Origin of the sequence: Aeromonas sp. 159 (assembly GCF_963862045.1) — a bacterium.
Taxonomy (GTDB): domain Bacteria; phylum Pseudomonadota; class Gammaproteobacteria; order Enterobacterales; family Aeromonadaceae; genus Aeromonas; species Aeromonas veronii.
In genome coordinates this window covers 1-26,451 of sequence record NZ_CAWLMI010000058.1, presented here as the reverse complement: position 1 = coordinate 26,451, position 26,451 = coordinate 1, and the positions used below count along the sequence as shown (strand labels likewise).

Here is a 26,451-nt window from a genome sequence, read left to right as displayed (position 1 = left end):
GCGAAGGTGGCGGAATTGGTAGACGCGCTAGCTTCAGGTGTTAGTGCCCCCCGGGTGTGAGGGTTCGAGTCCCTCTCTTCGCACCATGCTTGCTGTATGACGAGGATGACTATCAGGTCGTCTTTGTTTTTTTGAAGTAAACTATTTTGAAAGAAATAGCCTCGGTGATTAGCGCAGTCCGGTAGCGCATCTGGTTTGGGACCAGAGGGTCAAAGGTTCGAATCCTTTATCACCGACCACATTTAGAAAAACCTCGCTTCGGCGGGGTTTTTTGCTTTCTGGCCTCCGCTGGGCCAGTACACTCTCCCTGTTACGTCTGTTTACACTCTATTTGGGCAGCGCGCCCCGCCTTTCGGTTATGCTTCAGCCTCGAGTCACTGACAACCGGATGTCATCGGCCCATTTCAGGCATTTTTCCATGAATAACAAAATTTCCTTTGCTTGCTCTCCCGCCCTGCTGGCTGCCTTGCTGCTGGGTGGCTGTACCATCAAGCCGCCATCCACCGATGTGATGATGGGCTCCATTGCATCACAACCGCAGGAGGAGCGTTCTCTCTCCCCCTTGCTGACCAGCGGAGATTTTTGCGTTGCGGTGTCCCAACAGAAGGTGTTGGCACAACCTTGCAGCGGAAAAGACGATCAACTGTTCGAGTGGGATCTGGGTGAGTTGCGCCTGCAGGATCTCTGTTTGCAAGCCAAAAACGACAGCGAAGTGATGCTGGCACCCTGTGACGGTCAGGCGCAGTGGGAGTGGCAGAAAGACAGGCTGTTCAATAGCAAGGTCTCCCGCTGCCTCGATGTGGCCGGGCGACGTCATACCCCCGGCACGCCGCTGCGGTTGGCTGAATGCTACGGCGGGGCGAACCAGAGCTTCAGCTGGCAGCGGCCCAATCCCTGGCTGGAAACCCTGAAAAAACAAAGCCTCACATGGTGAGGCTTTGCTGAATCGGATGGCTGGCTGAAGAGGATCAGGCTGCGCTGACGTTCTCCAGTTCGAACAGCTTTTCCAGATAGACGGCGACGCCATCTTCGTCGGAGGTGAGGGTCTGCTCATACTCCGGCAGCGCTATTTTCAGGCGATCATGGGCGTTGCCCATCACGATGCCGCGTCCCACCATGGTCAGCATCTCGAAGTCGTTCATGCCATCGCCGAAGGCGATCGCCTCCGACATATCGAACCCGTTCTGCTCCAGCACTGCACGCACCGCATTACCTTTGTGCACCCCGGCGTGCATCACTTCGAGGCAGTCTGGCAATGAGAAGGTGACGTTGAGCTGGTCGCCATAGCGCTGGTTGAGGTGCGCCTCGATCTTCAACAGCTTCTCGTGGTCACCGATGTAGAACACCTTGTTGATCTGCTCTTTCGGTTCCTGCTTCAGGTCATCGACCAGACGGTAGGTGAACCCTGACTCGTCGTGGAACTGCAGCAGCCAGGGCAGCTCTTCTTCCACCACCCAGTCATCACCCTGATAGACATTGAGGTGGATAGAGGGGTCACGCTCCAGCGCAATCAGTTCGGCGGCGATCTCGGTCGGCAGCGGCTGGTTGAAAATCAGCTGATCCTGTTTGTCATGGACCACGGCGCCATTGGAAGTAATAAGGTAGATGTCCATCCCCAGCGCATCGCGGAAGCTGCGAACGTCAACGTGATGACGGCCGGTGGCGACCACGAATTTCACACCTTGTTCTACCAGGCGGTGCAGGGTATCCCGGGTACGGGGAGAGATCTGGTGCTGCTTGTTGAGCAGAGTGCCATCGAGATCGGATACAACTACCTTGAACATCATTACCTCGGCATCGATTGAAAACAGGGGCAGTTTACCTTAGCCCGCACTGTCACCCCATTTATTTAGGGTTACAAAAAATAGCCAGCTCAGAAGCGGGCGAAAAAGTCGACCATCGCGGTCAGGGCGGGCTGGCGCTTGTCATCGGATTCGATAAACAGTTCGTGCCAGGCTCCCTCGATGCGCAGCGGTTTGCCCCCTTCGCAATTGGCAATGGTGCAGAAGTGATCCTGCGCGGCATTGTCCACCACACTGTCGCTGCCAGCTTGCAGCACCAGCAGCGGGGTTTTGATGGCGCCCGCATCGGCGATGGCGGCATCGGCACCAGTGATCCCCTGATAAATCCAGTGGGCGGTCGCGCCACCCAGCTTGATCTGCGGGTGCTGTTCGTAGATTTGGCGGAACGCCTGATAGCGGGACTGGCTGTGAGTCAGCTCGTTGTCGGCAAAGCCGTGATCCTGATAGGCGCCCTGACCGGGGCCGTAGGGAGGCTCACCAATCCAACCGCCGACCGTGCCTATGGTGCTCGCCAATCCCTTGGCCAGCCACTTGGGCAGACCGCCGAGATTGATGCCCAGCATGGGGGAGGAGAGCACGGCCGCCTTGATATCATCGGGCCAGCGTTCCAGATAGCGGGCCGAGATGGCGCCGCCCATGGAGTGGGCCAGCAGGAACAGTTTGGCAGGCTGGTCCGCCATGATGATCTGGTCGTGAAACTGCTTGAGATCGACCACATAATCGTCGAACTGGTCGACATATCCCTTCTGAGGGTCATTCAGCATCCGGCCAGACATTCCCTGACCGCGATGGTCGATAAGGTAGAGGCTGTAGCCCTGACGCCAGAGATCCCACGCCAGCTCCTGATACTTGAGGTAGCTCTCGACCCTGCCATTGACGATCAGGATGGCGCGATCGACCTTGGCTTGCCGTAGCGCAGCATAGCGGATGGTCAACCCATCCTTGCCCTTAAACTCTCCTTCCACCGCATGCTGGCGCCAGAAGTCGGGCAGGGTTTGCTGGTAGAGGCTGGGTACATCGGCTTCGCTGGTGAGCTGATAGGTATTGGTCACGGCAAGGGCTCCGGCAGAAAACAGGGTCAGGGCCAACAGGGAAAGAGAGAGGGGTTTCATCAGGCACACTCCTGTTGCCAATGGTGATAAAGGGCGGCGATATCCCCCGAGCAGAGTAGCGCCATGCTGGCTTGCAAGCGGGGCAAGGGCCAGTCCCACCACTGCATCTCTTGCAGCATGAGGATCTGCTCATCGCTGAAGCGACGGCGGATCGGTTGGGCCGGGTTGCCCCCGACTATGGTGTAAGGGGCCACATCTTTGGTCACCACGGCGCGGGTGGCGATGACGGTGCCATCACCTATGGTGATGCCGGGCATGATCATCGCTTCCGAGCCGATCCAGACGTCATTGCCAATCCGGGTGTCCCCCTTGCGCAGAAAGCCGCTGCGGGCCCCTTCGCCAAAGGTGTCGGGATTGAACGGGAAGGTGGAAACCCAATCCAGCCGGTGGCCCTGATTGCCTGCCAGCATGAAGGTGGCGCCCGAGCCGATGGAGCAGAATTTGCCGATGATCAGCCGATCCACCTCGCCCCAGAGGCCGCTCTCCCAGGTGTCGCGGGTCGAGCCATCGCCGAGCAGGTAGCGGACGCAGTGATCCTCGAACGGCTTGCCGTGGTAGTAGCCGGAGTAGTAGCTGTAGTCGCCGGCCTCTATGTTCGGGTTGGTCAGGTGATCCCGGATGATTTGCGATTCCAGCCAGCTGCCAAAAGGGTTCTCCATCACTCCTCCTGCGGATCGTCCTGCTCGCTCTGCTGCGCCCACCCTTTGCGGGTCAGCTGCATCCGTTGCCACCACTCTTCGTCCGCCAGAATTTCACCGGCCGGGCCGAGCTGGGGGTAGGGCATCTCTTTCTCTTTGCAGAGCTGGGCATAGATAGGATAACCCCCCTCGAACAGGATGCTGTTTTGCTCCTCCAGCGTGAGCGGGCAGCCGCGTTGATAGCAACCGGCCAGCTCGCGCTGGCGCTGCGCCTCGTAGAGGATGGCGGCTACCGCCACCGAGACGTTGAGAGACTGCACCATGCCCACCATGGGGATGACGATATGGTGGTCGGCCAGCGCCAGCGCCTCTTCACCGATGCCGTGCTTCTCCTGACCCACCAGAATGGCGGTCGGTTTGGTGTAATCGATGGCGCGAAAATCGACCGAGCTGTCGGAGAGGTGAGTCGCCAGGATCTGCATGCCGGAGGCTTTAAGCTCGGCAACGGCTGTGCCGATATCCGGGTGCAGTTTTACATCCACCCAGTTCTGGCTGCCGCGGGCGGTGCCCTTGCGCTTGTGGATCCAGGTTTTGGGCCAGACGGCGTGTACCCGGTGGATGCCGATGGCATCGGCGGTACGCACGATGGCGGCCAGATTGTGAGGTTTATGGACCTCTTCCATACAGACAGTCAAATCGAGCTGACGCTGGGCCAGCATATCGGTGATGCGCTTGAAGCGTTCGGGGGTCATAGCTTGTCTCTATAAAAGCAGCAGGCGGCTTGCGCCGCCTGTGTTCAGTTCTTCTGTCGGCTCACCTTGAGCACGTTGGGCATGACGCGGATCTTGCGCATGATGTTGGCCAGGTGGATGCGGCTCTTGGTGGTGATGAGCAGGCTGACCTGATAGACCCGGCCATCCTTCTCTTCGGTGCTGATGGCGTGAATATTGGCACCGGTGGCGGCAATCACGTTGGCCAGCTCGGCCAGCGCACCCTGATGGTTGACGATCTCGATGCTGATGCCGGTGCGGAACTCCTGTTCCTGCTCCTTGTCCACTTCCCACTGCACCGGCAGGTACTTGTCCGGCTCCTTGCTGTAGCCCTTGATGTTGCGGCAGGCTTCCTGGTGGATCACCAGACCCTTGCCCGGACTGATATGGGCGATGATGGCATCTCCCGGGATCGGACGGCAGCAGTTGGCGAAGGTGACCAGCATGCCGTCGGCACCCTTGATCGGCATCTTCTTGCTGCTGGACTTGGGTTGCTCTTCCGGCGGTAGTTCATCCCCCAGCATGCGGCGTGCCACCATGACGCTCATGGCGTTGCCGAGGCCCACATCGGCCAGCAGCCCCTGCAGGTTCTCATGCTTGGTATCGGCCAGCACCTGCTTGATGCGTGGCTCGGGAATGTCTTCGATATTCTTGGCGCCCAGCGCATGGTTGAGCAGGCGGCGACCCAGCACCACCGACTCTTCGGTGCGCAGGTTCTTGAGGAACTGGCGGATCTTGGATCGTGCCTTGGTGGTCACCACAAAGTTGAGCCAGGCCGCGTTGGGGCGGGCGCCCGGCGCCGTGATGATCTCCACCGTCTGGCCCGAGTGCAGTGGGCTGCTGAGCGGGTAGGGGTGGCGGTCGACCCGCGAACCGACACAGGCGTGGCCGATGTCGGTGTGCACCGTATAGGCGAAGTCCACCGGCGTGGCGCCAGCGGGCAACTCCATGATGCGCCCTTCCGGGGTAAAGACGTAGATCTCGTCGGGGAAGAGGTCGGTCTTGACCCCTTCGATAAATTCAAACGAGCTGCCGGCGCTTTGCTGCAATTCCAGCAGGCTCTGCATCCAGCGCTGGGCGCGGATCTGGGCCGTGGTGCCCGAACTGTCGCCATCCTGCTTGTAGGCCCAGTGGGCGGCAACCCCTTTGTCGGCCATCTGATCCATGAACTCGGTGCGAATTTGCACCTCCACCGGTACCCCGTGAGGCCCCACCAGCGAGGTATGCAGCGACTGGTAGCCGTTGGTCTTGGGGATGGCGATGTAATCCTTGAAGCGGCCGGGGCGCGGTTTGTAGAGGCTGTGCATCTGTCCCAGCACCCGGTAACAGGTATCTATGTCCTTCACTTTGACACGAAAGGCGTAGATATCCATTACCTCATGAAATTGCAGCTCTTTTTTCTCCATCTTGTTGTAGATGGAGAACAGGTTCTTCTCGCGGCCACTGACCTGATGCTCGATCCCCGCCTCTTTCAGGCGACCGCTGATTTCGCTCTGGATGGAGTCGATGATCTCGCGGCGATTGCCACGGGCGCGGCGCACCGATTCGCGCAGCACGCGGGATCGCATCGGATAGAGCGCCTCGAAGCCCAGCTCTTCCAGCTCGTTCTTCATGGTGTGAATACCGAGGCGGTTGGCGATGGGGGCGAAGATTTCGAGGGTTTCCCGGGCGATACGGCGGCGCTTGTCCGGTCGCAGCGAGCCCAGGGTGCGCATGTTGTGGGTGCGGTCGGCCAGCTTGATCAGAATGACCCGGATATCCTGGGTCATCGCCATCACCATCTTGCGGAAGTTCTCGGCCTGCGCCTCTTTGCGATCGCGAAATTTCAGCTTGTCGAGCTTGGAGACCCCGGCCACCAGTTCTGCAACCGCATTGCCAAACTGTTCGGCCAGATCGGCCTTGGTGACAGAGGTGTCTTCAATGACGTCGTGCAGCACGGCGGCCATCAGGGTTTCATGATCGAGGCGCATGTCACCCAGGATTCGGGCAACGGCAACAGGGTGGGTGATATAGGGTTCGCCACTGGAACGCATCTGGCCCTGGTGGGCATCACGGGCCACCACATAGGCTTGCTTGAGCTTCTCAACCTGCTCTGGCGGCAGGTAGGAACTGGCTATTTCTTTAAGGTTTTCAAATAAATACAAGACAGTCCCCGCAGCGGTGAAACGGCAATTCGTGGAATTGAGGGTATAGCCCTGAGTTTGCGAGGTTTTCGAGCGGTTGTAAATGGGGATGAACAGTCGGCACCCGGGCGGGTGCCAACCGGAGGAATAACTTAACCGCGGCCTTCGGCGATGGCAGCAACTGCAGCCAGCTCGGCGGCTTCCTGCTCTTGCTGTTCGTAGCGGTCCTGGGTGTCCATCACTTGATTGTTCACCAGACCCAGCTCGATCTCACGCAGGGCGATCACAGTCGGCTTGTCGTTCTCTTCGTCGACCAGGGGATCTTTGCCTTGTACCGCGATTTGACGAGCGCGGCGCGCGGCGACCAGCACCAGGTCAAAACGGTTACCTACCTGTTTTACAGCATCTTCTACAGTAACGCGTGCCATGCAGGACTCCAGTGTTTGGGCTTTCTGTATTTAGAAAAGCAGTGTTTAAAAATGACGCAAAAGTTTACTTGTTTTTGGCTTACTCTGCCAGTAGCTGTTGCAGCAAGTTTTTTTGAGCCTGTTGCTGGTGACGCATCTCCAGCCGTTGGCACTCAATAATGGACCTGAGCTGGAACAGCGCCTGCTCGAAGTCTTCATTGATAATGACATAGTCATACTCGTCGTAGTGCACCATTTCGGCAATGGCTTTCGCCATCCGGCCGGCAATCACTTCGGCGCTGTCCTGACCGCGCCCAATCAGGCGGCGTTCCAGCTCTTCGCGGCTGGGGGGCAGGATGAAGATGGATTTGGTCGGCATCTGCTCGCGGATCTGGCGGGCACCTTGCCAGTCGATGTCGAGGAATACGTCGATCCCCTTGGCCAGACAGGCTTCGATGGCGGCGCGTGAGGTGCCGTAGTAGTTGCCGAACACTTCGGCCCACTCCAGAAAATCACCGCGTTCGATCAGTGCCTTGAACTCTTCCACCTGAACGAAGTGGTAGTGTACACCGTGCTCTTCGCCAGGACGGGTGGCGCGAGTGGTGTGGGAAACCGACAGCTGCATCTTGCCCGCAGCGTTATGTTGGGTCAGCAAGGCATTGAGCAGACTGGATTTACCCGCGCCGCTCGGAGAGGAGATGATATAGAGAGTGCCTTGTTGCGCCATGTTATTACCTTTAATCGAAACCGCTGTTTTGGTTGTAGCAGAGACCGCCGTCTTGTGCCCGAAAGGGAGACAGCCAAACGCAAAACGCGGAAAATTCTTGAGTCAGGAGGATGTAAAGGCGGCGAATTTTACCAGAATGCGGCGAATAAAAAAACGGCCGGAATCATATTCCAGCCGATCAAAGTATTCGTAGCTTGCTGCGGGAGCGTAACCCACATCAGCCTGCATTGTGCCTTTGGCTGAGGGCAGAGGCTATCAGGTTATCCCTTCCTGATGGCTCGGAATTCCCGAGGTGCCCTGTCACTACGGCAGCTGACGATCGGCACAGAGCCGATCGAAGGCGGCGATCACCTGCTCGCTGGTGATTTTTCGCATGGCCTCCGGGTCCTTGAGACGGGTGCGCCAGCTCAATTCGGCCAGCGGCTTGCCGGTCTCCTGCTCGACCAGCTCCTGATAGACGCTGACCACGTAGTCGCGGCAGAGATATGGGCCGGTGCGGGCCGGATTGTGGTGGGCATAGAGGCCGATCACCGGCGTGCCGACAATGGTGGCCATATGGGTGGGGCCGGTATCGGGGGCCAGTACCAGACTCGCCTCGCCAATCAGCGCCAGCAGCTGCTTGAGGTTGGTCTGCCCCACCAGATCGACCGGCTTGCTCTGGCTGAGTTGCCGGATCTCGGCGGCCAGATCCCGCTCCAGCTTGGCCGGCCCGCCACAGAGATAAACCTGAAAGCCATTGTTGGCGGCGTGATCCGCCAGCGCGGCATAGCCTGCGGCCGTCCAGTTCTTGAAGGCCTTGCTGGCGGCAGCGCAGATCAGCAGGGTCGGTTTACCGCCAATCTTCTCCCTTGCCCACGCCTGATGTTCGGCGCTGATGGGCAGTTGCCAGTCCGGGGTCAGATCCTTGATGCCGAGCTCTTTGGCGAAAGCGAGGAAACCGTCCAGCACATGGGGAGAGGCAGGCGAAGGCACCTTGTGGTTGGTGAACAGCCACTGGCCGTCGTTGGCCCGTTCCCGATCAAACCCGAGTTTGACCTTGGCGCTGATGCCGAGGGTGGCGATGCTGGCTCGCATCGCTGCCTGCAGGTGGAGCAGGGCATCGAATTTGCGCCCCTTGAGGGTATGCCAGAGATCGCGATAGCCGCGCCACCCCTTGCTCTTGTCGAAGGGGATTACTTCGACGCCGGGCAGATCAGCAAACAGGGTTGCCTCGATTTTGCCGGTGATCCAGGTGATGCGGGTTTGTGGCCACTCCCGCTGGATGACGCGCACCAGCGCCAGTGCGTGGCAGCAATCCCCGATGGCGGAGAGCCGCAGGATGCAGATGGAGGAGGGGGGCGTTTGAAATAGTGGCATGTTGTGGCGCACGGCTGGCAAAAAGGGTGGATGGCATTATGCAAACTCCCCTCTGGATTGTAAAATTGCGCACAATCGTCAGCCGGGATAGGCCGGGCCCAGCGCCATGACCTGTCTCTGCACGTTGTTGATTAAAGGCCACTATTGCGGGCATGCCAGAGCGGCAGCCTCATCGCCAATTGAAAAATTGCGATCCATGACCCACCGAGCGGGATCTCCACGATGCGAGTACAGACCGAACACAACCAGATCTGCTGGTATGCCGAAGGGGCCTTTCGCGACCCTTCTCCCCAGTTATTCGATCCTGCCTGGTGGCAGAACAACCGTCAGGTGGTGGGAACCTCCATCGGACGGGGAGTGACCTGGTTCGTCAAGGATGAGTCCCGCCATCTGGTGCTGCGCCACTACTATCGTGGCGGCATGGTGGGCAAGGTGGTGCGGGATCGTTTCTGGTTCGAAGGGGTCGAGTCGAGCCGCGCCATGGCCGAATACACCCTGCTGGCCAAGCTGTGCGAGCTGGGGCTGCCGGTGCCGCGTCCGTTTGGTGCCCGTATGGTCAAACAGGGACCCTTCTATCGTGCCGATATCCTGATCGAGCGAATTCGCGGTGCCAAGGATATGGTGGCGTTGCTCAAGCAGGGGCCGGTAGCGACCGAGGTGTGGCACAAGATAGGTCAGACAGTGCGTCAGCTGCACGATGCCGGGGTCTATCACGCCGATCTCAACAGCCACAACCTGCTGCTCGATAAAGAGGGCAAGGTGTGGGTGATCGATTTTGACAAGGGGGCGATCCGCTCCCCCGGCGAATGGCAGAAGGCCAATCTGGAACGCTTGCTCCGTTCATTCAATAAAGAGTCTCAACTGCATACCAGTTTCCACTTCGTACCGGAGAACTGGCAGACCTTGATGAACGGGTATCAGGGAAAAGCGATCTGACCCTGTTGCTCGGCGTGAACGCCAATGTTACTTATTGAGCAGGTATTCAGATCCTGTTTCGAGGCGCCCCATGGAAATGCTCAAGACACCTTTGGTCGATGTGACTGCCCGGCTTGATCCGGGTCTGCTGTCTGATGCCATGGCGCTGCTGGAGGCGGGGATCTGGAGCTGGTCAGCCCAACATGGACTGCAGCGTGATCCCTCCTGCCTGCGCCTGTTGGGATTGGGAGAGTGCTGGCCGGATGATCTCGGCTGGCTGGATCGGGTTCATCCCGACGATGTTGCCCGGCTGGAAGATGCCCTGCTAGCCTGCCAGAGCGGCCGCAGCAGCGGTCTGCGCCTCGAATACCGCATTCTGCATCATCACGGTCACTACATCCGGCTGGAAGAGCGGATGCGTCGCGATGAGCGGGGGTATCTGCTGGGGGTTGTCCGTTACCTCGATCCAGCTGCCGTGCTGGTGGAGGAGCGACATGGCACCGATCCGTTGACCGGACTGGAGAGCCGTGGCCGTTTCGAGCAACTGCTTGAAGAGCGGCTGGCGACCGAGAGCGGCACTTTCAGTCTGCTGCAGTTTTCGGTCGATCACATGGCCAAAATCCAGCAATTGTTTGGCGAAGCGGCTTGCGATGCCATGCTGGCCAAGCTGACGCGTATCGTGCGCCACGAGCTGCGGCGGGAAGATCCCTTCGCCCGCTGGGATGAGGACGGTTTTATCCTGATGCTCTCCCAGACCGAGCGGATGAGTGCGCTGGAGATCGCCGAGCGGCTGCGCCTCGAGATTGCCGATGCCAGCCTGCTGTCACAGCGGCCGGTCACCGTCAGCATCGGGCTGGTGCAAAGTCAGGCTGGCGAGCAGCTCGATCATCTGCTGGCCCGGCTGGCCAGCTGTCACAGTCAGGCCAGGCGGGAGCACAACACCGTCGTCGGCTGAGTGTGGTCAGGGTTGGCCGCGCTTGTCACGCTGGCAGACCCAGAGCGAGGCCAGCATCAGCAGGCCGCCGATGGTCAGCCGGGTCAGGTCGGTATCCTTGCCCCAGAGCAGCAGATTGACCAGCAAGCCGGCCGGAATGAGCGCATTGTTCATGATGGCCAGCACTCCGCTGGTGACCAGCGTCGCCCCCTTGTTCCAGAGGAAGTAGCCGAGGCCGGAGGCACCCACCCCCAGCCAGAACAGAATGCCCCACTGCAACCCTGACGTTGGGTATTGCGGTTTGCCCAGCAGCCACCAGGCGGGCAGTGCGATCATCAGCGCCCCCAGATAGAAGCAGCCGAACACCGCCAGTTGCGGCGGTTGCTCCGCCTCCCTTGCCAGCAGTACCTTGTAGCCCACCTGACCCAGCGCGAAACAGAGGTTGGCCCCCTGCACCACCAGAAATCCCAGCACATAACTTTCGGTCAGGCCGTCGAAGCGGATGACGGCTGCCCCGAGCACCGCCAGCAGGGCGCCCCACAGATAGGTAGGCTTGAAGCGCCCCTCCAGCAGATCGTGGAGCAGGGTGACGTAGATGGGGGTGAAGATGGTAAAGACCAGCACTTCCGGCACCGTCAGCAGCAGAAAGGAGTGGTAGTAGAAGAGATACATGATGCCGAGCTGGATGGCGCCGAGGGCCATCAGCTTGGCCGCCAGATCGGGGCGCAGCCAGCGGCGGCGCAGGAAGGGGAGAAACACCAGACTGGCGAGGACGATGCGGGTCAGCACCGAGAAGTAGGCATCTACCTGGCCAGCGAGGTAGACCCCGATCAGGCTGAAGGAGAATGACCAGAGCAGGGTGACCCCTATCAAGTAATTCATGTGGTTGATTTGTCATCAGTTGTCAATTTTTGAGGGGGCTATGATGGCCGAGATGGAAGCGGCAATCCAGCGTTTATGGGCGCGATTGCCACAGGTCGGAGCATTTTCCTTTACCGCCAACAATGGCGAGGGGTCGGCGACCGACTGGAATGGTCGGGGCGAGGGGGGAGTGCAGGTGGCCGATCATCAGGGGGGCTGGCTCTTTAACGAGCAGGGCCGTTACATCACGCCTCATGGCAGGGAACTCGCCATGCACAACCGTTTCTGGTGGCAACGCAGCGAGCGGGGGATCCGCCTTTCTCACCTGCGTTATGAAGCGCCGGTCGAACTGTTCGAGCTGCTGCCGCAGGGGGATGGCCGCTGGCTGACCGCCGAACCCCATCTGTGCGGGGCGGATCACTACAGCGCCGAGCTGACCGAGATCGACGGCGGTTTTCTGCTGAGCTGGCAGATCATCGGGCCGCGCAAGAACGAGCGACTCAGCTATCGCTATTCGGTTTGAGTTTCAGATGGTTGTCGTTGGCTTTTTTGGCCAGTCAGTCTGATATATCAGGCTGACTGGTGGAATGTGTATCAGTCTGGCGAGCTCGGCTAAGTTTCCCGTGAAGGTGTTGCTCACACTCTATGTTGTCAGTAGCTCTGCAAAAGCGTTTATCAGTCTTATCAGGGCAAACGCTGCTATGGCAACGCACAGGTTTTCTAACGGACTATTGGTCACCAATGTATGAAGGGTATCGGATAGGACAAGAGCATTGCGCATGTGAATCACCTTAATGAGTCGGTTGTATTACTGATAGCCAGTTCTTTAAGGATTCACTGTTGGTGAGAAACCACTATTAGCTCAGTCCCCCATCAAAACAGTTGATAACAGGTAACGGTTTTCTCCTGATCTCGAACATAAAAAAACCGGCGCAGAGCGCCGGTAGCGGGGGACAAATCGGAGGTTTTTTAAAACAGTCCCAAAACAGGAGAGATAGACTCTCGTCACACATTCAGAGATGGACTTCAGGCATTCAGGGCATAGCTCAGCATGGCTTGCAGCTTGCTATCGAAGAACCAGGGCAGCAGTACCATCAGCAGGCCCAGGATCCCGGCCAGTCGCTGGCGATATTGCCAGCCGGCAATCAGCACCAGACCACCGCACAGTGTGGTCAGGATGCCTGACATAGGGAGACCTCGCGCTGCATGCGACGCTGTTGCGCCCACTGGTTCATGGCGACCGAGCCGAGGATCAGGGCCAGGGCCACGCCGGTGGTGGGGTGGATCTGCTCGCCGAGGAACAGGGCGCCCAGCATCACGCCGAACAGCGGCACCAGATAGTTGCTGAAGGAGGCGAACGTCGGGCCGGCCTTCTGGATCAGCGCCATGTAGAGGAAGTAGACCAGACCGGTACAGAGGGTACCCAGTACAGTGATCGCGCTCAGGGCCTGGGTGCTCGGCAGGGTCAGGCTGCCGAGATCAACCATGAAGGGGGCGACCAGCAGCAACTGGATTGCCGAGGAGATCAGGATATTGCGGGCGACCACGACCGGATGGTCCTTGGCGAAGCGCTTGATCATCAGCAGGCCGATGGCGAAGCAGCTGGCACCCAGCAGGATGGCCATGGCACCGAGCAGACCGGCGTTCATGCCCTGGGAGAGTTTCGGCCAGAACAGGGTGAGCACACCGGCAAAGCCGATGATCACGGAAAGCAGACCGGTTTTGGTGATTCTTTCACCAGAAATAAACAGCGGTGCAGCCAGAATGGTCACAAACGGGATACAACCCATGACCACGGCGGCGATGGCGCTATCCACATACTGTTGGCCCCAGGCGACCATGATGAAGGGGATGGTGGCATCCAGCAGGGCGATCAGCATATAGGTGCGCCACGAGGTGTGCTCACTCTTGAGCCGCATGAACAGGCAGAGCAGACCCAGGGTCAGGCTGCCGCACAGGGCACGACCGGCAGCCACCAGAATGGGGGGCAACTCGGCAACGGCCTGGTGCATGAAAATGAATTGGGAACCCCACAGCAGGCCAATGGCCAGCAATAACAGATAGCTACGCATTTGAATCTCCGATGTATTAAGCCAGCGCATTCTAGGCAATCTGTTACTATGGTAAAAATGAATTGTTGGCATTTAACTATGGCTAATATCGATGGATAGCTCGCTCGCCCGTCTCGACCTCAACCTGCTCGCCGTATTCGACATGCTGATGCAGGAGCGCAATGTCACTCGTGCCGCCGAACGGCTGCATCTCTCCCAATCCACCGTCAGTCACGCCTTGGGGCGGCTGCGAGTGGCGCTGGATGATCCGCTGTTCGTGATGAGTCGGCGCGAGATGATGCCGACCGAGCGAGCCAAGGCGCTGGCCGGTCCGGTGCGCCAGGCGCTGGCGATGCTGGAGCAGGGATTGCGCCAGGCCAAGGGGTTTGATCCCGCCACTGCGCGGCGGATTTTCCGCATCGCCACCCCGGGCTCGGTGGAGCACGGGCTGGTGCCGGTGCTGGTGGAGAGGCTCCATCGGCAGGCCCCTCACTGTCGGCTTGAGGTGTGCGAGCTGGCCGACAGCAACTACGAGCGGGAGCTGGAGAAGGGTGAGCTGGATCTGGTGATCGGTTTCGCCGGGGCGAATCACCTCTCACCGCGCTTGTGGCGGGAGGAGTGGTTCAACAACCCGCTGGTCTGCCTGTCGCCCCTTGGCAGCGAGCTGCCCGATCTGCTGACTCCGGTCGAGCTGGTCAGCCGCCCCCACATCCATACCTCCAGCTGGGGCCATAGCCAGGCGATGGTGGAGCTCTGGTTGGCCCGCTTCGGGGTGGAGCGGGAGCTGGGCGTGCGGTTGCCAAGCTTTATGGCGGTGCCGCCGCTGATGGCGACCGGCCGCTATCTGGTGGTGGTGCCCGAGATGATCGGGCGCCACTTCTGCCGCTACTACCCGCTGCGGATGCATCAGCTGGATCCGGAGATCCCTATCGTCTATCTGATGGCGGGCCACCCGCTGACCGCCCATGACGAGGCGATCGGCTGGTTCAAGAGCCTGCTGCACCAGCTGGTGTACGACCTCTACGGCGCCGATGCGCTCGGTACGCCGACTCAGCGGATGCTGGCGAAGTAGTCGAGCCCCATGGCGCTTTTCACCTCCGCCAAGACCTCATCGGTGATGATGCGGGCCTGCTCAGTGCCTTGATAGAGCAGTTCCAGCAGCATCTTCTTGTCGGCGATGGCCGCAGCACGGCGCTCCCGCATCGGGGCGAGCAGGGTCTGCAGACAGTCGTTCAGCACCTGTTTGCAGCGCATATCGCCCAACCCGCCGCGCCGGTAGTGCGCCTTCATCTCGGCGACCAGCTCCTTGTCGGGGTGGAAGGCATCGAGATAGGCGAACACTGTATTCCCCTCCACCTGACCCGGATCGCTCACCTTGAGGTGGTTGGGGTCGGTATACATGGCGAATACCGCCTGTTTGACCTCTTCCGCCGACATGCCGAGCTCTATGGTGTTGCCGAGGGATTTGGACATCTTGGCCTTGCCGTCGATGCCGGGCAGGCGGCCGGTGTCGCTCAGGATCGGTTGGCATTCGGTCAGCACCTCTTTGCCTACCAGAGAATTGAAGCGGCGGACGATCTCGTTGGTCTGCTCCAGCATCGGCAGCTGATCCTCCCCGACCGGCACATGGCTGGCGCGAAAGGCGGTGATGTCGGCGGCCTGACTCACCGGATAAACCAGAAAACCGGCCGGCAGCGTGCGTTCAAACCCTTTCTGCTGGATCTCCGCCTTGACGGTGGGGTTGCGCTCCAGCCGGGCGACGCTGACCAGATTGAGGTAGTAGCAGGTGAGCTCGGCGAGGGCGGGCAGGGCGCTCTGCAGGCAAAAGGTGGTCTTGGCCGGGTCGAGGCCGACCGCCAGATAGTCGGCCATCACCTCCAGCACATTGTCGGTCACCTTGGCCGGGTTGTGGCCGTTGTCGGTCAGCGCCTGCAGATCGGCGATCATCACGAATTGACGGTAGTGGTGCTGAGCTTCGACGCGCTGGCGCAGGGAGCCGACATAGTGGCCGATGTGCAGTTTGCCGGTGGGACGATCGCCAGTCAGGATAACGGGGTTGTGCATGTCACTCTCTCCAGTTGGGTGAGCCGGGAGGCGACAAAGGGATAAAAACAGTTGACCGCCTCTCGGCGGTCACGGTGTTTTCTTTGGGAAATCTTGAATAGAAACGCGGTGCCGCCTGTTTAGGAGCAGCACCACCAGTAGTTGTGATTGAATGCGGTCATATTCATAGCAAATCACACTACGCCGGTTTCATTACTTCTGCAAGGGGACGACCAGCAGATCGCAGGGCACGGTATTCATCAGCTGACGGGCGCTGGAGGTGAGCAGACTCCAGAAACTCTGGCGATGGCCGCACACCAGCAGGTCGATCTCGTACTCCTTGACCGCCTGATTGACCCGCTCGCTCAGATCGCCGCAGATGACCAGCTTCTTCTCGATGGGATAGTCCACCGAGGCCAGAAATGCCTCCAGCTTCTCTTTCGCTTCGGCGATCACCTGATCCTGCACGTTGTCGATGTCGATATCGATCATCTCGGTGTAGAGATCCTTGAGGTCCACATCGACATGGATAACCGACAGCTTGGCGCCGTTGGAGCGGGCTCTGTCCACCGCCTTGTCGATCACCTTGCGGTTGTCTTCAGAGAGGTCGATCGCGGCCAGAATATGCTTGTAATAGGTTGTTCCACTCATGGGGGTTCTCCTTACCGATCCTTCAGCCCACTATACCAATCTCTGCTGAAACTAAAATGGTGCCTCAGGCACAGTTTTGGGATTTAAATGAGTTTAATGACGTGTGACACAGGGTCCGCCACTCAGTTATTAACCACTATTTGCCTATAAATTAAACAATAGTTTGACGCCGGTCACACCCCCCGGCTTGCCGATCAGGGGGGAGAGGCATAGGATGGGCCCGTGCTTCGCAATGAACACAAAACAACAAAAAGCATCTGAATACCGCTTTGGGGAGCCACGTGCTCCCTTTTGTTTTTCTGCCTCATTTCCTGCGGCTTTTCTGACTGATAGCGATCCGGCATCAAGTTAATCTCCTTCGATTTGGTTATGCTGTAGCCAGTTTCTTTGGAGGCCTTCCCATGATCATTCATCCCCAGATTCAAGGTTGTGTTGCCCGCAACTGTCATCCCATCGGCTGTCGCGCCGCCGTGCAGCAGCAGATTGAACGCATCAAGGCCGTGGGCCCATTCAATGGGCCCAAGCGGGTGCTGGTGCTGGGGGCCTCCTCCGGTTTCGGGCTGGCGTCGCGCATTGCGCTCGCCTTTGGTGCCGGTGCCGACACCATCGGCATCTCGTTTGAGCGCGGCCCTTCCGACAAAGGATTGGGCAGCGCCGGCTGGTACAACAACATCTGGTTTCGCAAGGAGGCGGAGCAGGAGGGGCGTATCGCCATCAACCTGATCGGCGATGCCTTCTCTGATGGCATGCGCCAGCAGGCCATCGACACCATCCGCCAGCAGCTGGGGCAGGTGGATCTGGTGATCTATTCGCTGGCGAGCGGCATCCGGGTGCTGCCAGATGGCACGCAGGTGCGTTCGGTGCTCAAGACTACCGGCCAGCCGTTCAGCGGCTGGGGGCTGGATCTGGAGCGCAATACGCTGGTGCAGCAGTCGCTGGCACCTGCCACGCCGGAGGAGATCCGCGATACCGTCACCGTGATGGGCGGCGAGGATTGGCAGCTCTGGATGCAGGCATTGCAGCAGGCCGATTGTCTCGCGCCCGGCGCGCAGACCGTCGCCTACTCCTACATCGGCCCGGAATCCACCTATCCCCTCTATCGCGATGGCACCATCGGTTATGCCAAGGAGCATCTGCACGCCACCGCCGAGACCATCAACCTGCAACTGGCCGAGATTGGTGGCCACGCCTGGGTGTCAGTCTGCAAGGCGCTGGTGACCAAGGCGAGCGCCTATATTCCGGTGCTGCCGGTTTATCTCGGCTTGCTGATGGGGGTGATGAAGGAGCGCGGTGTCCATGAGGGCTGCATCGAGCAGATGCAGCGACTGTTTGCCGCCAAGATGTATGGGGCCAATGGGGTGGTGGCCGATGGCAACCGGCTGATCCGGATGGATGACCACGAGCTCGACCCGGCTATTCAGGCCGCCGTTTCGGCGCTCTGGCCCAAGGTGACGCCGGAGAATTTCCACGTGCTGGGGGACTTTGCAGGGCTGCGACAGGACTTCATGCAGCTCAACGGCTTCGAGCTGCCGGGCGTCGATTATGCTGCGCCGGTGGATGTCGCCTCCCTTGGCGAGCTGACCCCCTGAGCTCAAAGAAACGGGATCTCCCTCTCGTTGGCGGGTTGATTCGCGGCGGGAGTGTGGCGACAATCGATACCAAATCACTGAGGAGAAACAAGATGCTGGCCCAAGCCATGATCGAGAAGTTGAACGAGCAGATTAACCTGGAGTTCTACTCCTCCAATCTCTATCTGCAGATGAGCGCCTGGTGCGAAGACAAGGGCTTTGAAGGGGCGGCGACCTTCCTGCGCCAGCACGCGGTCGAGGAGCGCCAGCACATGGAGCGTCTGTTCACCTACGTGAGCGAGACCGGTGCCATGCCAAAACTGGGTGCCATCGATGCCCCTCCCCACGAGTTCAAGTCGCTGGGCGACGTGTTCCGTACCACCCTGGAGCACGAGTACCACATCACCAAGTGCATCAATGGTCTGGCCCACGTGGCCTTCACCACCCAGGACTACTCCACCTTCAATTTCCTGCAGTGGTATGTGGCCGAGCAGCATGAAGAGGAGAAGCTGTTCAAGAGCATCGTCGACCGTCTGGGTCTGGTGGGTGAAGATGGCAAAGGCCTCTACTTCATCGACAAGGAGCTGGCCGAACTGGCCAAAGGCGCCCCGGCCAGCATCATGGACAGCAACGCCTGATAGTCGTGGACACTTAGTGTTCAGCCAGTACAATAACGGCCCTTTTAAGGGCCGTTGTTTATTCTGGTGGGCAGTCACCGTTGTGATGTCAGCCAGAGGCAATCTCGGTTCTGGCCAGGTGCCGTTTCTATTTTGATAAGTGAGTGATGATGAAGCAGGTCGATGTGGTGGTGATCGGGGCCGGTGCGGCCGGATTGATGTGTGCGGCGCAGGCGGGCTACCGTGGCCGCTCCGTGCTGGTGCTCGACAACGCCAAGAAGCCGGGCCGCAAGATCCTCATCAGTGGCGGTGGTCGCTGCAACTTCACCAACCATCAGGCTGGCGCTCACGCCTACCTGTCGGAGAATCCCCACTTCAGCAAGTCGGCGCTGGCTCGCTACACCCAGCAGGACTTTATCGATCTGGTGGATCGCCACGGGGTTAACTATCACGAGCGCACTTTGGGGCAGCTGTTCTGCCTCGAGAGTGCCAAGGATATCGTCGATGTGCTGCTCACCGAATGTGACTGGGCCGGGGTGACCCTGCAGTTCCAGACCGAGATCCTCACCGTCAGCAAGCAGGACGAAGGGTTTGTGTTGACCACCAGCAAGGGTGAGATCGGCTGCCACTCGCTGGTGGTGGCGACCGGCGGTCTCTCCATGCCCAAGCTGGGCGCAACCCCTTATGGCTTCAAGCTGGCGGAGCAGTTCGGCCTCAACGTGCTGCCGACCCGCGCCGGTCTGGTGCCCTTTACCCTCCATCAAGCGGAGAAAGAGGCGTTTGCCGATCTGGCGGGCATCAGCCTGCCGGTGGCGGTGACCGCCGAGGATGGCACTCGCTTCAAGGAGGCGATGCTGTTCACCCATCGCGGCCTCTCCGGCCCAGTTATCCTGCAGATCTCCTCCTACTGGCATGCCGGCGAGAAGATCCACATCAACCTGCTGCCGGAGCTGGATATTCCGGCCGCCCTGCGCGAGTGGGCGCAGGCGCACCCCGCGCAGGAGCTGAAAACCGTGCTGGGGCGCGAGCTGCCCAAGCGTTTCGTCGACAAGCTGGTGGAGCTGGGCCAGCTGGTCAGCAAGCCGATGCGTCAGTACAACGAGCGGGAACTTGAGGCGATCGCCAACCTGCTGGGTGACTGGCAGATCCTGCCCAACGGCACCGAGGGGTATCGCACCGCCGAAGTGACCCTGGGCGGCGTCGATACCAACGAGCTCTCCTCCAAGACCATGGAAGCGCGCAAGGTACCGGGCCTCTACTTCATCGGCGAAGTGGTGGATGTGACAGGCTGGCTGGGTGGCTACAACTTCCAGTGGGCCTGGTCCTCCGGCTGGGTGGCCGGTCAGTACTGTTGATGTCACAGGGGCTGGTTTATCCGGCCCCGATTTATTGGTCAGGATTAGGGTGATCGGTCGGGTTGCCGCAAGGGGGCGCAGATGCTTGAGAATCAGATGATGTTGTTGGCGGTGTTCGAGCGGGCAGCGCTGATGCTGATGACCCTCTTCTTCCTGACCCGCACCCGGCCGTTCCAGCGGCTGTTCCAGAAGCGGGATCACACCCCGGCGGAGCTGGTGCTGGTGGCCTCCATCTTCGGCCTGTTTGCGGTGTTCAGTACCTACACCGGCATTCCGGTGGAGGGGGCGCTGATCAACGTGCGGATCATTGCCATCATCTCCGGCGGCATTCTGTTTGGCCCCTGGGTCGGCATTCCGGCCGGGGTCATCTCCGGCCTGCACCGCTACCTCATCGATATGGATGGTCACACCTCCATCCCTTGCCTTATCGCCAGCATCATTGCCGGTCTGCTCGCCACCTGGCTGCACCTGCGCTGCCGCAAGTCGCGGCTCTGGCTCTACGGCATTCTGGCGGGGATGCTCTGCGAAGGGCTCACTATGCTGCTGATCTGGCTGCTGACCGAGCCCCACGAAGTCGGGGTGGAGATCGTCAGCCATATCGCCTATCCGATGATCGCCGGGGCGCTCTGCATCGGCCTTATCATCAAGCTGGTGCAGGATCTGGATGACGAGAAGGAGCTGATTGCCGCCAAGCAGGCCAAGCTGGCGCTCGATATCGCTAACAAGACGCTGCCCTTCTTCCAGAACATCGATCGCCACTCCCTCAGTCAGGTGTGCGATGTGATCCGGCGCGACATCAGCGCCGATGCGGTGGCCATCACAGATACCCATGACGTGCTGGCTTATGTCGGGGTGGGCAAGGACTATTACGAGCTGGATGAGCACCACGCCATCAGCGGCATGACCCAGCAGGCGGTGCTGCTCGACCAGATCATCATCAACAACGATCTGCGCCAGTATCACCTCTCCGATTTCCACTCGGTCATCATTATTCCGCTGCGGGAAAACGGCTCGGTGAGCGGCACCCTCAAGATCTACTACCGCCGCACCCACAGCATCACCAGCTCGCTGCGGGAGATGGCGGTGGGCCTCTCCCAACTCATCTCCACTCAGATGGAGGTGTCGCGCATCGAGCAGCTCAAGGAGATGACCCGCAAGGCGGAGTTCACCGCGCTGCAGAGCAAGATCAACCCGCACTTCCTGTTCAATGCCCTCAACGCCATCTCGTCGCTGATCCGCATCCGGCCCCAGCAGGCGCGCCAGCTTATTGCCAATCTGGCGGACTACCTGCGCTACAACCTCAACAAGGGGGATGAACTCATCGACATTCAGGAGGAGCTGCAGCAGGTGCGCGACTACGTGGCCATCGAGCAGGCCCGCTTCGGCGACAAGCTGGAGGTGGTGTTCGAGGTGGACGATGTGCACATTCAGGTGCCGAGCCTGCTGTTGCAGCCGCTGGTGGAAAACGCCATCCTGCACGGCATTCAGCCCCGCAGCGCGCCGGGCCGGGTCACCATCGAGGTGAAACAGCTGGCAGGCGGCATCCGGGTGTCGGTGCGGGATACCGGTTACGGCATCAGTCAGGCGGTGATCGACGGGGTGGCCGCTGGTCGGGTGGAGAGCCGCAGCATCGGCCTGATGAACGTGCATCAGCGGGTCAAGCTGCTCTATGGTGACGGCCTGCACCTCAAGCGGCTGGAGCCGGGTACCGAAGTGAGTTTCTATCTGCCGGATCAGGAGTCGATGCCATGCTGAAAGCCATTATTGTCGAAGATGAATATCTGGCCCGCGAGGAGCTCATCTATCTGGTGAACCAGCACAGCCAGATCGAGATAGTGGCGAGCTTCGAAGATGGGCTGGAGGCGTTCAAATACCTGCAGGATCACGAGGTGGATGTGGTGTTTCTGGATATCCAGATCCCCTCCATCGATGGCCTGCTGCTGGCCAAGAACCTGCACAAGTCGAGCCATCCGCCCCACATTGTCTTCGTCACCGCCTACAAGGAGTTTGCGGTGGAAGCGTTCGAGCTGGAGGCGTTCGACTACATCCTCAAGCCCTACAACGAGCCCCGCATCATCAATCTGCTGCAAAAGCTCGAGCATGCGGGCAAGTCGCAGCCAGCCTCCACGGGGGAGGCGAGCGGTGAGGGGAGCAGCCCGCACAATCGCACCGTCAATCTGGTGAAGGGGGAGCGCATCATCGTCACCCCCTGCGAGCAGATCTACTACGCGGAAGCCGACGAGAAGCTCACCTATGTCTACACCCGCGATGACCGCTACGTGATGACCATGACCATCAGCGAATTTGTCAGCCGGCTGCCTGCCGAGGGGTTCTTCCGTTGCCACCGCTCCTACTGCGTCAACATCAACAAGATCCGCGAAATCGTCCCCTGGTTTAACAGCACCTATCTCATCCGGCTCCATGATCTGCCGTTCGAGGTGCCGGTCAGTCGCAGCAACATCAAGGCGTTCCGTCAGCTGATGCGGCTCTGATTGTCATTCATTCCCGCCGATCTGCATTTCATGCCTTAATCGATCGGCGCGAACTGCGTCTTGCCTATAGTGGCCTCAATTTCCTTAAGGCCATCGACCGAGACGCATCATGACCAAAGAGATGAATCGCACCCGGTACCTGACACTGATCGGTACCATCATCACCCAGTTCGCACTGGGTTCTGTCTACACCTGGAGCCTGTTCAACGCCCAGCTCTCCGACAAGCTGGACGAGCCGGTGAGTCAGGTGGCCTTTGCCTTCGGCCTGCTCAGCCTCTCGCTGGCGGTCGCCTCCTCCATGGCGGGCAAGTTGCAGGAGCGATTCGGGGTGCGCAACGTGACCCTGGGCGCCGGTGTGCTGCTCGGCATCGGCTTCTTCCTCACCGCCCATGCCAGCAATCTGGCGATGCTCTACCTCTGTGCGGGCATTCTGGTCGGTTTTGCCGACGGTACCGGCTACCTGATGACTCTCTCCAACTGCGTGAAGTGGTTCCCGGAGCGCAAGGGGCTCATCTCCGCCTGCTCTATCGGGGCCTATGGTCTCGGCAGTCTCGGTTTCAAATACATCAACCTGCTGCTGCTCTCCAGCTCCGGCCTTGAGACCACCTTCCAGCTGTGGGGCTTGATTGCGATGTCCATGGTGCTGGTGGGCGGTATGCTGATGAAGGATGCGCCCAAGCAGGCAGCTTCCGTACAGCAGAGCGAGAGCCGTGACTTCACTCTGGCCGAGGCGATGCGCAAGCCGCAGTACTGGATGCTGGCGCTGATGTTCCTCACCGCCTGCATGAGCGGCCTCTACGTCATCGGCGTGGCCAAGGATATCGGCGAGAAGATGGTGGGTCTGCCAGCCGTGGTCGCCGCCAATGCCGTCGCCATCATCGCCATGGCCAACCTGGGTGGCCGTCTGGTGCTGGGTATCCTCTCTGACAAGATGTCCCGCATCCGGGTCATCACCATCGCTCAGCTGATTACCCTGGCGGGCATGGCGCTGCTGCTGTTCGTGCCGCTCAATGCCAACCTGTTCTTCGTGGCGGTCGCCTGTGTGGCGTTCAGCTTCGGCGGCACCATCACCGTCTACCCCTCGCTGGTGAGCGACTTCTTCGGTCTCAACAACCTGACCAAGAACTACGGCGTCATCTATCTGGGCTTTGGTCTGGGCAGCATCATCGGCTCTATCGTGGCCTCCCTGTTTGGCGGCTTTATGGCGACCTTCCACCTGATCCTGGTGTTGCTGGTGGTGGCGCTGGTGCTCTCCCTCACTATCCGTCTGCCGGCTCCCGTGGCGCTGACCACCGAACGGGCCTGACAAGGCTCCCTGCCACAGCAAGCAAAAACAGAGACCCGGGCCATGCCCGGGTCTTTGCATTTCCGATGGTCGATCAGCGCGGCGCTAGCCCCAGCAGCTGGCGGGCCTTGCGGCAGCTTTCCTCCACCGTTGACCAGTCGTCACCGGTTACCGTGATATGGCCCATCTTGCGGCAGAGGCGGGGTTCGCCCTTGCCATAGAGGTGCAGATGCAGGCCGGGCTGCGCCAGCAGGGCAGCCCAGTCGGGTGTGCCGTTCTGCCAGAGATCTCCCAGCAGGTTGATTAACAGGGCGGGGCGCACGGCGATCTGCTCTGGCAGCGGCAGATCGCACAGGGCCCTTACCTGCAACTCGAACTGGCTGCATGCGGCGTTGTCGAGGCTGGGGTGACCCGAGTTATGGGGGCGGGGCGCCAGCTCGTTGACCAATAGCCTCCCCTCCACCAGAAAGAATTCCACCGTCAGCACCCCGACGTAATCGAGGGCGGCAATCAGTCGCTCAGCGATCCCTTTGGCTTCGCTCTCCAGCACCGGCACATTGGCCGGGGAGCGAGTCTGATCGAGGATGCCGCCGCTGTGCCAGTTCTGCACCAGCGGCAGGGCGCTGATGGCACCACTCGGGCTGCGCGCCAGGGTCAGGGCAAACTCCCCCTCCAGTGCCAGCCGTTTTTCCAGCACGCAGGGCACACCACTGGCTGCCAGCGCCGTCGCCAGCTCATCCAGATTGTTCACTTGCCACTGCCCCTTGCCGTCGTACCCTTCGCGGGCAGTCTTGAGGATGACGGGCAAGAGTTCGCTGGCCTGTGCGGGGATAGGCTCTTCCGGCAGTAGCGCCAGATAGGGGGCGATCGGGATGTTTGCTCCGCGCAGAAAGGCTTTCTCTTCACGGCGATCCTGACAGATGCGCACCGCGCTGGCGCCCGGGCGTACCGGCTTTTGTTGTTCGAGCAGCGCGAGGGTGGCGGCGGGCACGTTCTCGAACTCGCAGGTAATGGCTTCGCAGCGGCTGGCCAACTCGACCAGTGCCCCAGTGTCGTCATAGGGGGCGACAATATGGTGATCGGCGGCGGCACCGGCGATGCTGGCCGGGTCGGGATCCAGCACCACCACCTTGTAGCCGAGGCGGTGGGCGGCCATCACGAAGTAGCGGCCAAGCTGGCCGCCACCGAGCATGCCCAGGGTGGCGGGAGGCAGGATCATGTCGGCTCCTCCAGTTGCAGTGCCAGCACCCGATCTCGCTCGTGGGTGCGGAAGTCGTCGAGCTGCTGCCGGTAGCGGGGGGCGTCGCCGTCTTGTGCAACGGAGAGCAGAGAGACCGCAAACAGTGCGGCGTTGGCAGCCCCCGCCTCGCCGATGGCGAAGGTGGCGACCGGCACCCCTTTGGGCATCTGAACGATGGAGAGCAGGGAGTCCATCCCCTTGAGATGGCGGGAGGGGATAGGCACCCCCAGCACCGGCAATGTGGTCTTGGCGGCGACCATACCCGGCAGGTGAGCGGCGCCACCTGCTCCGGCGATGATGGCGCGCAGGCCGCGCTCGCGGGCAGTGGCGGCATACTCGAACAGCAGATCCGGGGTGCGATGGGCCGAGACCACCTGCGCCTCGTAGGGCACGCCGTGCTCCTTGAGGATACGGGCGGCAGCCTGCAGCACTGGCCAGTCGGAGTCGGAGCCCATTACCAGGCCGATCAGGGGAGCGGTGTTCATTTTTTCTGGTTCCTTGCTGTTAAACGTTTGCTTTTGGTGGGCAAAAAGAGCCGGCAAGCCGGCTCAGAATTTCTCGGGTCGCACGATTTCGACCGGCTGCAGAAAGGCGATCATGGCGTAATCGGGGTAGTAGCGACTCTGCAGGTGGGCCAGCAGCCGCTCCGCCTGCTCCCGGCTGCAGATCGCCTCCAGCCGGATGTTGCCGCTCTCGCTCCAGCTGGCGTTGCGCTCACCATGATCGCCCCGACCGCGGGCATCTGTGATGGTGTAGCCGCGCAGCCCCTCACGGGTGAGGGTGCGCAGCAGGGTAGGCTCCAGATTGGCTTCCGTGATGACGGTCAGCAGGGTGCGGGTCTCGGTCTGCATGTGGCTACTCCGTGAAGTGGCGGGCCCAGCTGTGGTAGAGCGGGATCCCCAGCATGATGTTGAACGGGAAGGTGACCCCCAGTACGGCGCTGAGGGACAGCCCCGGGTTGGCCTGAGGCACGGCGATGCGCATGGTGGCCGGCACGGCAATATAGGAGGCGCTCGCCGCCAGGGTGGCCAGCAGGGTCAGGCCGCCGAGGGAGAGCCCCATCAGCTGGCCAGCTGCCAGCCCCAGTCCCGCTGAAGCGAGCGGCATCAACAGGGCGAAGCCGAGCAGGAACAGGCCGTGGCGGCGCAGATCCTGACACTGACGGGCGACGATCAGGCCCATCTCCAGCAGGAACAGCGCCAGCGCTCCCTTGAACAGGTCGACAAACAGCGGTTTGAGCGGAGCAATTCCATCCGGCCCGGCCAGATAGCCGATGGCCATACCGCCGAGCAGCAGAGTTACCCCTTTGCCGAGGAAGGTCTCGTGGGCCAGCATGCGCCAGCGGGTCTCGCGACTGATGCCGCGGGCCAGCACTATGCCCACCAGAATGGCCGGGATCTCCATCACCGCGAGGAAGATGGAGAGCTGGGATTCAAAGCTGATGCCCCGTTCGGTGAGCCAGTTCACCCCGACCGCAAAGGTGGCGACGCTGACCGAGCCGTAG

At 60.4% G+C, this 26,451-nt stretch carries 28 protein-coding genes and 2 tRNA genes; 13 read left to right on the top strand and 17 right to left on the bottom strand.

Features of this window, described 5'->3' with window-relative positions; translation table 11 throughout:
• From AACR14_RS11380 to AACR14_RS11370, 3 genes are all read left to right on the top strand, one after another.
• A tRNA-Leu gene (locus AACR14_RS11380) sits at nucleotides 1–86 on the top strand.
• A 76-nt stretch (nucleotides 87–162) separates the two neighbouring features.
• Nucleotides 163–239 (top strand) — tRNA-Pro (locus tag AACR14_RS11375).
• A 179-nt stretch (nucleotides 240–418) separates the two neighbouring features.
• Complete coding sequence (locus tag AACR14_RS11370; RefSeq protein ID WP_005339265.1) at nucleotides 419–934, top strand: ricin-type beta-trefoil lectin domain protein; 516 nt, start codon at nucleotides 419–421, stop codon at nucleotides 932–934.
• A 34-nt stretch (nucleotides 935–968) separates the two neighbouring features.
• Here AACR14_RS11370 and AACR14_RS11365 read toward each other — a convergent pair whose 3' ends face one another.
• The 8 genes from AACR14_RS11365 to AACR14_RS11330 all read right to left on the bottom strand — a co-directional run bounded on the left by AACR14_RS11365 (nucleotide 969) and on the right by AACR14_RS11330 (nucleotide 8,935).
• A complete protein-coding gene (locus AACR14_RS11365; protein WP_026035051.1) occupies nucleotides 969–1,784 on the bottom strand; it encodes a Cof-type HAD-IIB family hydrolase in 816 nt (271 codons plus the stop codon).
• Nucleotides 1,785–1,873: 89 nt separating this feature from the next.
• Nucleotides 1,874–2,914, bottom strand: a complete 1,041-nt coding sequence (locus AACR14_RS11360; RefSeq protein ID WP_019446270.1) for an alpha/beta fold hydrolase — start codon at nucleotides 2,912–2,914, stop codon at nucleotides 1,874–1,876.
• Nucleotides 2,914–3,573: a CatB-related O-acetyltransferase gene (locus AACR14_RS11355; RefSeq protein ID WP_019446269.1), complete on the bottom strand. Its 660-nt coding sequence runs from the start codon at nucleotides 3,571–3,573 to the stop codon at nucleotides 2,914–2,916. The genes AACR14_RS11360 and AACR14_RS11355 overlap by 1 nt, the downstream gene beginning before the upstream one ends.
• Nucleotides 3,573–4,304: a tRNA (guanosine(18)-2'-O)-methyltransferase TrmH gene (gene trmH / locus AACR14_RS11350; RefSeq protein WP_019446268.1), complete on the bottom strand. Its 732-nt coding sequence runs from the start codon at nucleotides 4,302–4,304 to the stop codon at nucleotides 3,573–3,575. Before trmH ends, AACR14_RS11355 begins: the two co-directional genes overlap by 1 nt.
• 44 nt (nucleotides 4,305–4,348) lie before the next feature.
• The gene (gene spoT / locus AACR14_RS11345) at nucleotides 4,349–6,466 is read right to left on the bottom strand and encodes a bifunctional GTP diphosphokinase/guanosine-3',5'-bis pyrophosphate 3'-pyrophosphohydrolase (protein ID WP_019446267.1); all 2,118 of its coding nucleotides are present in this window, start codon (nucleotides 6,464–6,466) and stop codon (nucleotides 4,349–4,351) included.
• Nucleotides 6,467–6,597: 131 nt separating this feature from the next.
• On the bottom strand, nucleotides 6,598–6,873 hold the full coding sequence (gene rpoZ, locus AACR14_RS11340) for a DNA-directed RNA polymerase subunit omega (RefSeq protein WP_005307060.1): 276 nt from the start codon (nucleotides 6,871–6,873) through the stop codon (nucleotides 6,598–6,600).
• Nucleotides 6,874–6,952: 79 nt separating this feature from the next.
• Complete coding sequence (gmk, locus tag AACR14_RS11335) at nucleotides 6,953–7,579, bottom strand: guanylate kinase (protein ID WP_005357125.1); 627 nt, start codon at nucleotides 7,577–7,579, stop codon at nucleotides 6,953–6,955.
• 303 nt (nucleotides 7,580–7,882) lie between these two features.
• Complete coding sequence (locus AACR14_RS11330) at nucleotides 7,883–8,935, bottom strand: glycosyltransferase family 9 protein (protein WP_041201943.1); 1,053 nt, start codon at nucleotides 8,933–8,935, stop codon at nucleotides 7,883–7,885.
• Between the two features lie 222 nt (nucleotides 8,936–9,157).
• Between AACR14_RS11330 and AACR14_RS11325 the strand changes: the two genes are divergently transcribed.
• Both AACR14_RS11325 and AACR14_RS11320 read left to right on the top strand, forming a co-directional pair.
• Nucleotides 9,158–9,871, top strand: coding sequence for a 3-deoxy-D-manno-octulosonic acid kinase (locus AACR14_RS11325; protein ID WP_005357122.1), 714 nt, complete (start codon nucleotides 9,158–9,160; stop codon nucleotides 9,869–9,871).
• A 70-nt stretch (nucleotides 9,872–9,941) separates the two neighbouring features.
• Nucleotides 9,942–10,805, top strand: a complete 864-nt coding sequence (locus AACR14_RS11320) for a GGDEF domain-containing protein (RefSeq protein ID WP_019446265.1) — start codon at nucleotides 9,942–9,944, stop codon at nucleotides 10,803–10,805.
• A gap of 6 nt (nucleotides 10,806–10,811) precedes the next feature.
• Here AACR14_RS11320 and AACR14_RS11315 read toward each other — a convergent pair whose 3' ends face one another.
• A complete protein-coding gene (locus AACR14_RS11315; RefSeq protein ID WP_019446264.1) occupies nucleotides 10,812–11,666 on the bottom strand; it encodes a carboxylate/amino acid/amine transporter in 855 nt (284 codons plus the stop codon).
• Nucleotides 11,667–11,706: 40 nt separating this feature from the next.
• Here AACR14_RS11315 and AACR14_RS11310 point away from each other — a divergent pair, with 40 nt between their 5' ends.
• Nucleotides 11,707–12,168 carry a DUF6314 family protein gene (locus AACR14_RS11310; protein WP_019446263.1) on the top strand — a complete coding sequence of 154 codons (462 nt, stop codon included), beginning with the start codon at nucleotides 11,707–11,709 and terminating at the stop codon, nucleotides 12,166–12,168.
• A 503-nt stretch (nucleotides 12,169–12,671) separates the two neighbouring features.
• On the opposite strand, the gene AACR14_RS11305 is transcribed toward AACR14_RS11310, so the two are convergent.
• Both AACR14_RS11305 and AACR14_RS11300 read right to left on the bottom strand, forming a co-directional pair.
• Complete coding sequence (locus AACR14_RS11305; protein ID WP_005339236.1) at nucleotides 12,672–12,833, bottom strand: hypothetical protein; 162 nt, start codon at nucleotides 12,831–12,833, stop codon at nucleotides 12,672–12,674.
• Nucleotides 12,818–13,717, bottom strand: a complete 900-nt coding sequence (locus AACR14_RS11300; RefSeq protein WP_019446262.1) for a DMT family transporter — start codon at nucleotides 13,715–13,717, stop codon at nucleotides 12,818–12,820. Before AACR14_RS11300 ends, AACR14_RS11305 begins: the two co-directional genes overlap by 16 nt.
• 91 nt (nucleotides 13,718–13,808) lie before the next feature.
• Here AACR14_RS11300 and AACR14_RS11295 point away from each other — a divergent pair, with 91 nt between their 5' ends.
• Nucleotides 13,809–14,768: a LysR family transcriptional regulator gene (locus tag AACR14_RS11295; protein ID WP_019446261.1), complete on the top strand. Its 960-nt coding sequence runs from the start codon at nucleotides 13,809–13,811 to the stop codon at nucleotides 14,766–14,768.
• Here AACR14_RS11295 and trpS read toward each other — a convergent pair.
• Nucleotides 14,747–15,760 (bottom strand): tryptophan--tRNA ligase, encoded by a 1,014-nt coding sequence (trpS, locus tag AACR14_RS11290; protein ID WP_019446260.1) that lies wholly within the window; start codon nucleotides 15,758–15,760, stop codon nucleotides 14,747–14,749. The two genes, AACR14_RS11295 and trpS, sit on opposite strands and share 22 nt — an antisense overlap.
• 192 nt (nucleotides 15,761–15,952) lie before the next feature.
• The gene (locus AACR14_RS11285; protein ID WP_005339229.1) at nucleotides 15,953–16,390 is read right to left on the bottom strand and encodes a universal stress protein; all 438 of its coding nucleotides are present in this window, start codon (nucleotides 16,388–16,390) and stop codon (nucleotides 15,953–15,955) included.
• Nucleotides 16,391–16,791: 401 nt separating this feature from the next.
• Between AACR14_RS11285 and fabV the strand changes: the two genes are divergently transcribed.
• The 6 genes from fabV to AACR14_RS11255 all read left to right on the top strand — a co-directional run bounded on the left by fabV (nucleotide 16,792) and on the right by AACR14_RS11255 (nucleotide 23,728).
• Nucleotides 16,792–17,979 (top strand): enoyl-ACP reductase FabV, encoded by a 1,188-nt coding sequence (gene fabV, locus AACR14_RS11280; protein WP_019446259.1) that lies wholly within the window; start codon nucleotides 16,792–16,794, stop codon nucleotides 17,977–17,979.
• Between the two features lie 92 nt (nucleotides 17,980–18,071).
• Nucleotides 18,072–18,596 carry a non-heme ferritin gene (gene ftnA, locus AACR14_RS11275; RefSeq protein WP_005339225.1) on the top strand — a complete coding sequence of 175 codons (525 nt, stop codon included), beginning with the start codon at nucleotides 18,072–18,074 and terminating at the stop codon, nucleotides 18,594–18,596.
• A gap of 149 nt (nucleotides 18,597–18,745) precedes the next feature.
• Nucleotides 18,746–19,930, top strand: coding sequence for an NAD(P)/FAD-dependent oxidoreductase (locus tag AACR14_RS11270; protein WP_019446258.1), 1,185 nt, complete (start codon nucleotides 18,746–18,748; stop codon nucleotides 19,928–19,930).
• 81 nt (nucleotides 19,931–20,011) lie between these two features.
• Complete coding sequence (locus AACR14_RS11265) at nucleotides 20,012–21,685, top strand: sensor histidine kinase (protein WP_019446257.1); 1,674 nt, start codon at nucleotides 20,012–20,014, stop codon at nucleotides 21,683–21,685.
• Entirely contained in the window at nucleotides 21,679–22,422 is a 744-nt protein-coding gene (locus AACR14_RS11260; protein WP_019446256.1) for a LytR/AlgR family response regulator transcription factor, read from the top strand. Before AACR14_RS11265 ends, AACR14_RS11260 begins: the two co-directional genes overlap by 7 nt.
• Before the next feature lie 109 nt (nucleotides 22,423–22,531).
• Nucleotides 22,532–23,728, top strand: a complete 1,197-nt coding sequence (locus AACR14_RS11255) for an L-lactate MFS transporter (RefSeq protein ID WP_019446255.1) — start codon at nucleotides 22,532–22,534, stop codon at nucleotides 23,726–23,728.
• Between the two features lie 73 nt (nucleotides 23,729–23,801).
• Here AACR14_RS11255 and AACR14_RS11250 read toward each other — a convergent pair whose 3' ends face one another.
• The 4 genes from AACR14_RS11250 to AACR14_RS11235 all read right to left on the bottom strand — a co-directional run.
• Nucleotides 23,802–24,926, bottom strand: coding sequence for a 5-(carboxyamino)imidazole ribonucleotide synthase (locus AACR14_RS11250; protein WP_019446254.1), 1,125 nt, complete (start codon nucleotides 24,924–24,926; stop codon nucleotides 23,802–23,804).
• A complete protein-coding gene (gene purE / locus AACR14_RS11245; protein ID WP_019446253.1) occupies nucleotides 24,923–25,432 on the bottom strand; it encodes a 5-(carboxyamino)imidazole ribonucleotide mutase in 510 nt (169 codons plus the stop codon). The genes AACR14_RS11250 and purE overlap by 4 nt, the downstream gene beginning before the upstream one ends.
• Before the next feature lie 63 nt (nucleotides 25,433–25,495).
• Nucleotides 25,496–25,798 carry a P-II family nitrogen regulator gene (locus AACR14_RS11240; protein ID WP_005321666.1) on the bottom strand — a complete coding sequence of 101 codons (303 nt, stop codon included), beginning with the start codon at nucleotides 25,796–25,798 and terminating at the stop codon, nucleotides 25,496–25,498.
• Nucleotides 25,799–25,802: 4 nt separating this feature from the next.
• Nucleotides 25,803–26,451 (bottom strand): sodium-dependent bicarbonate transport family permease (locus AACR14_RS11235; protein WP_019446252.1); only part of this gene is annotated, 649 nt, incomplete at its 5' end.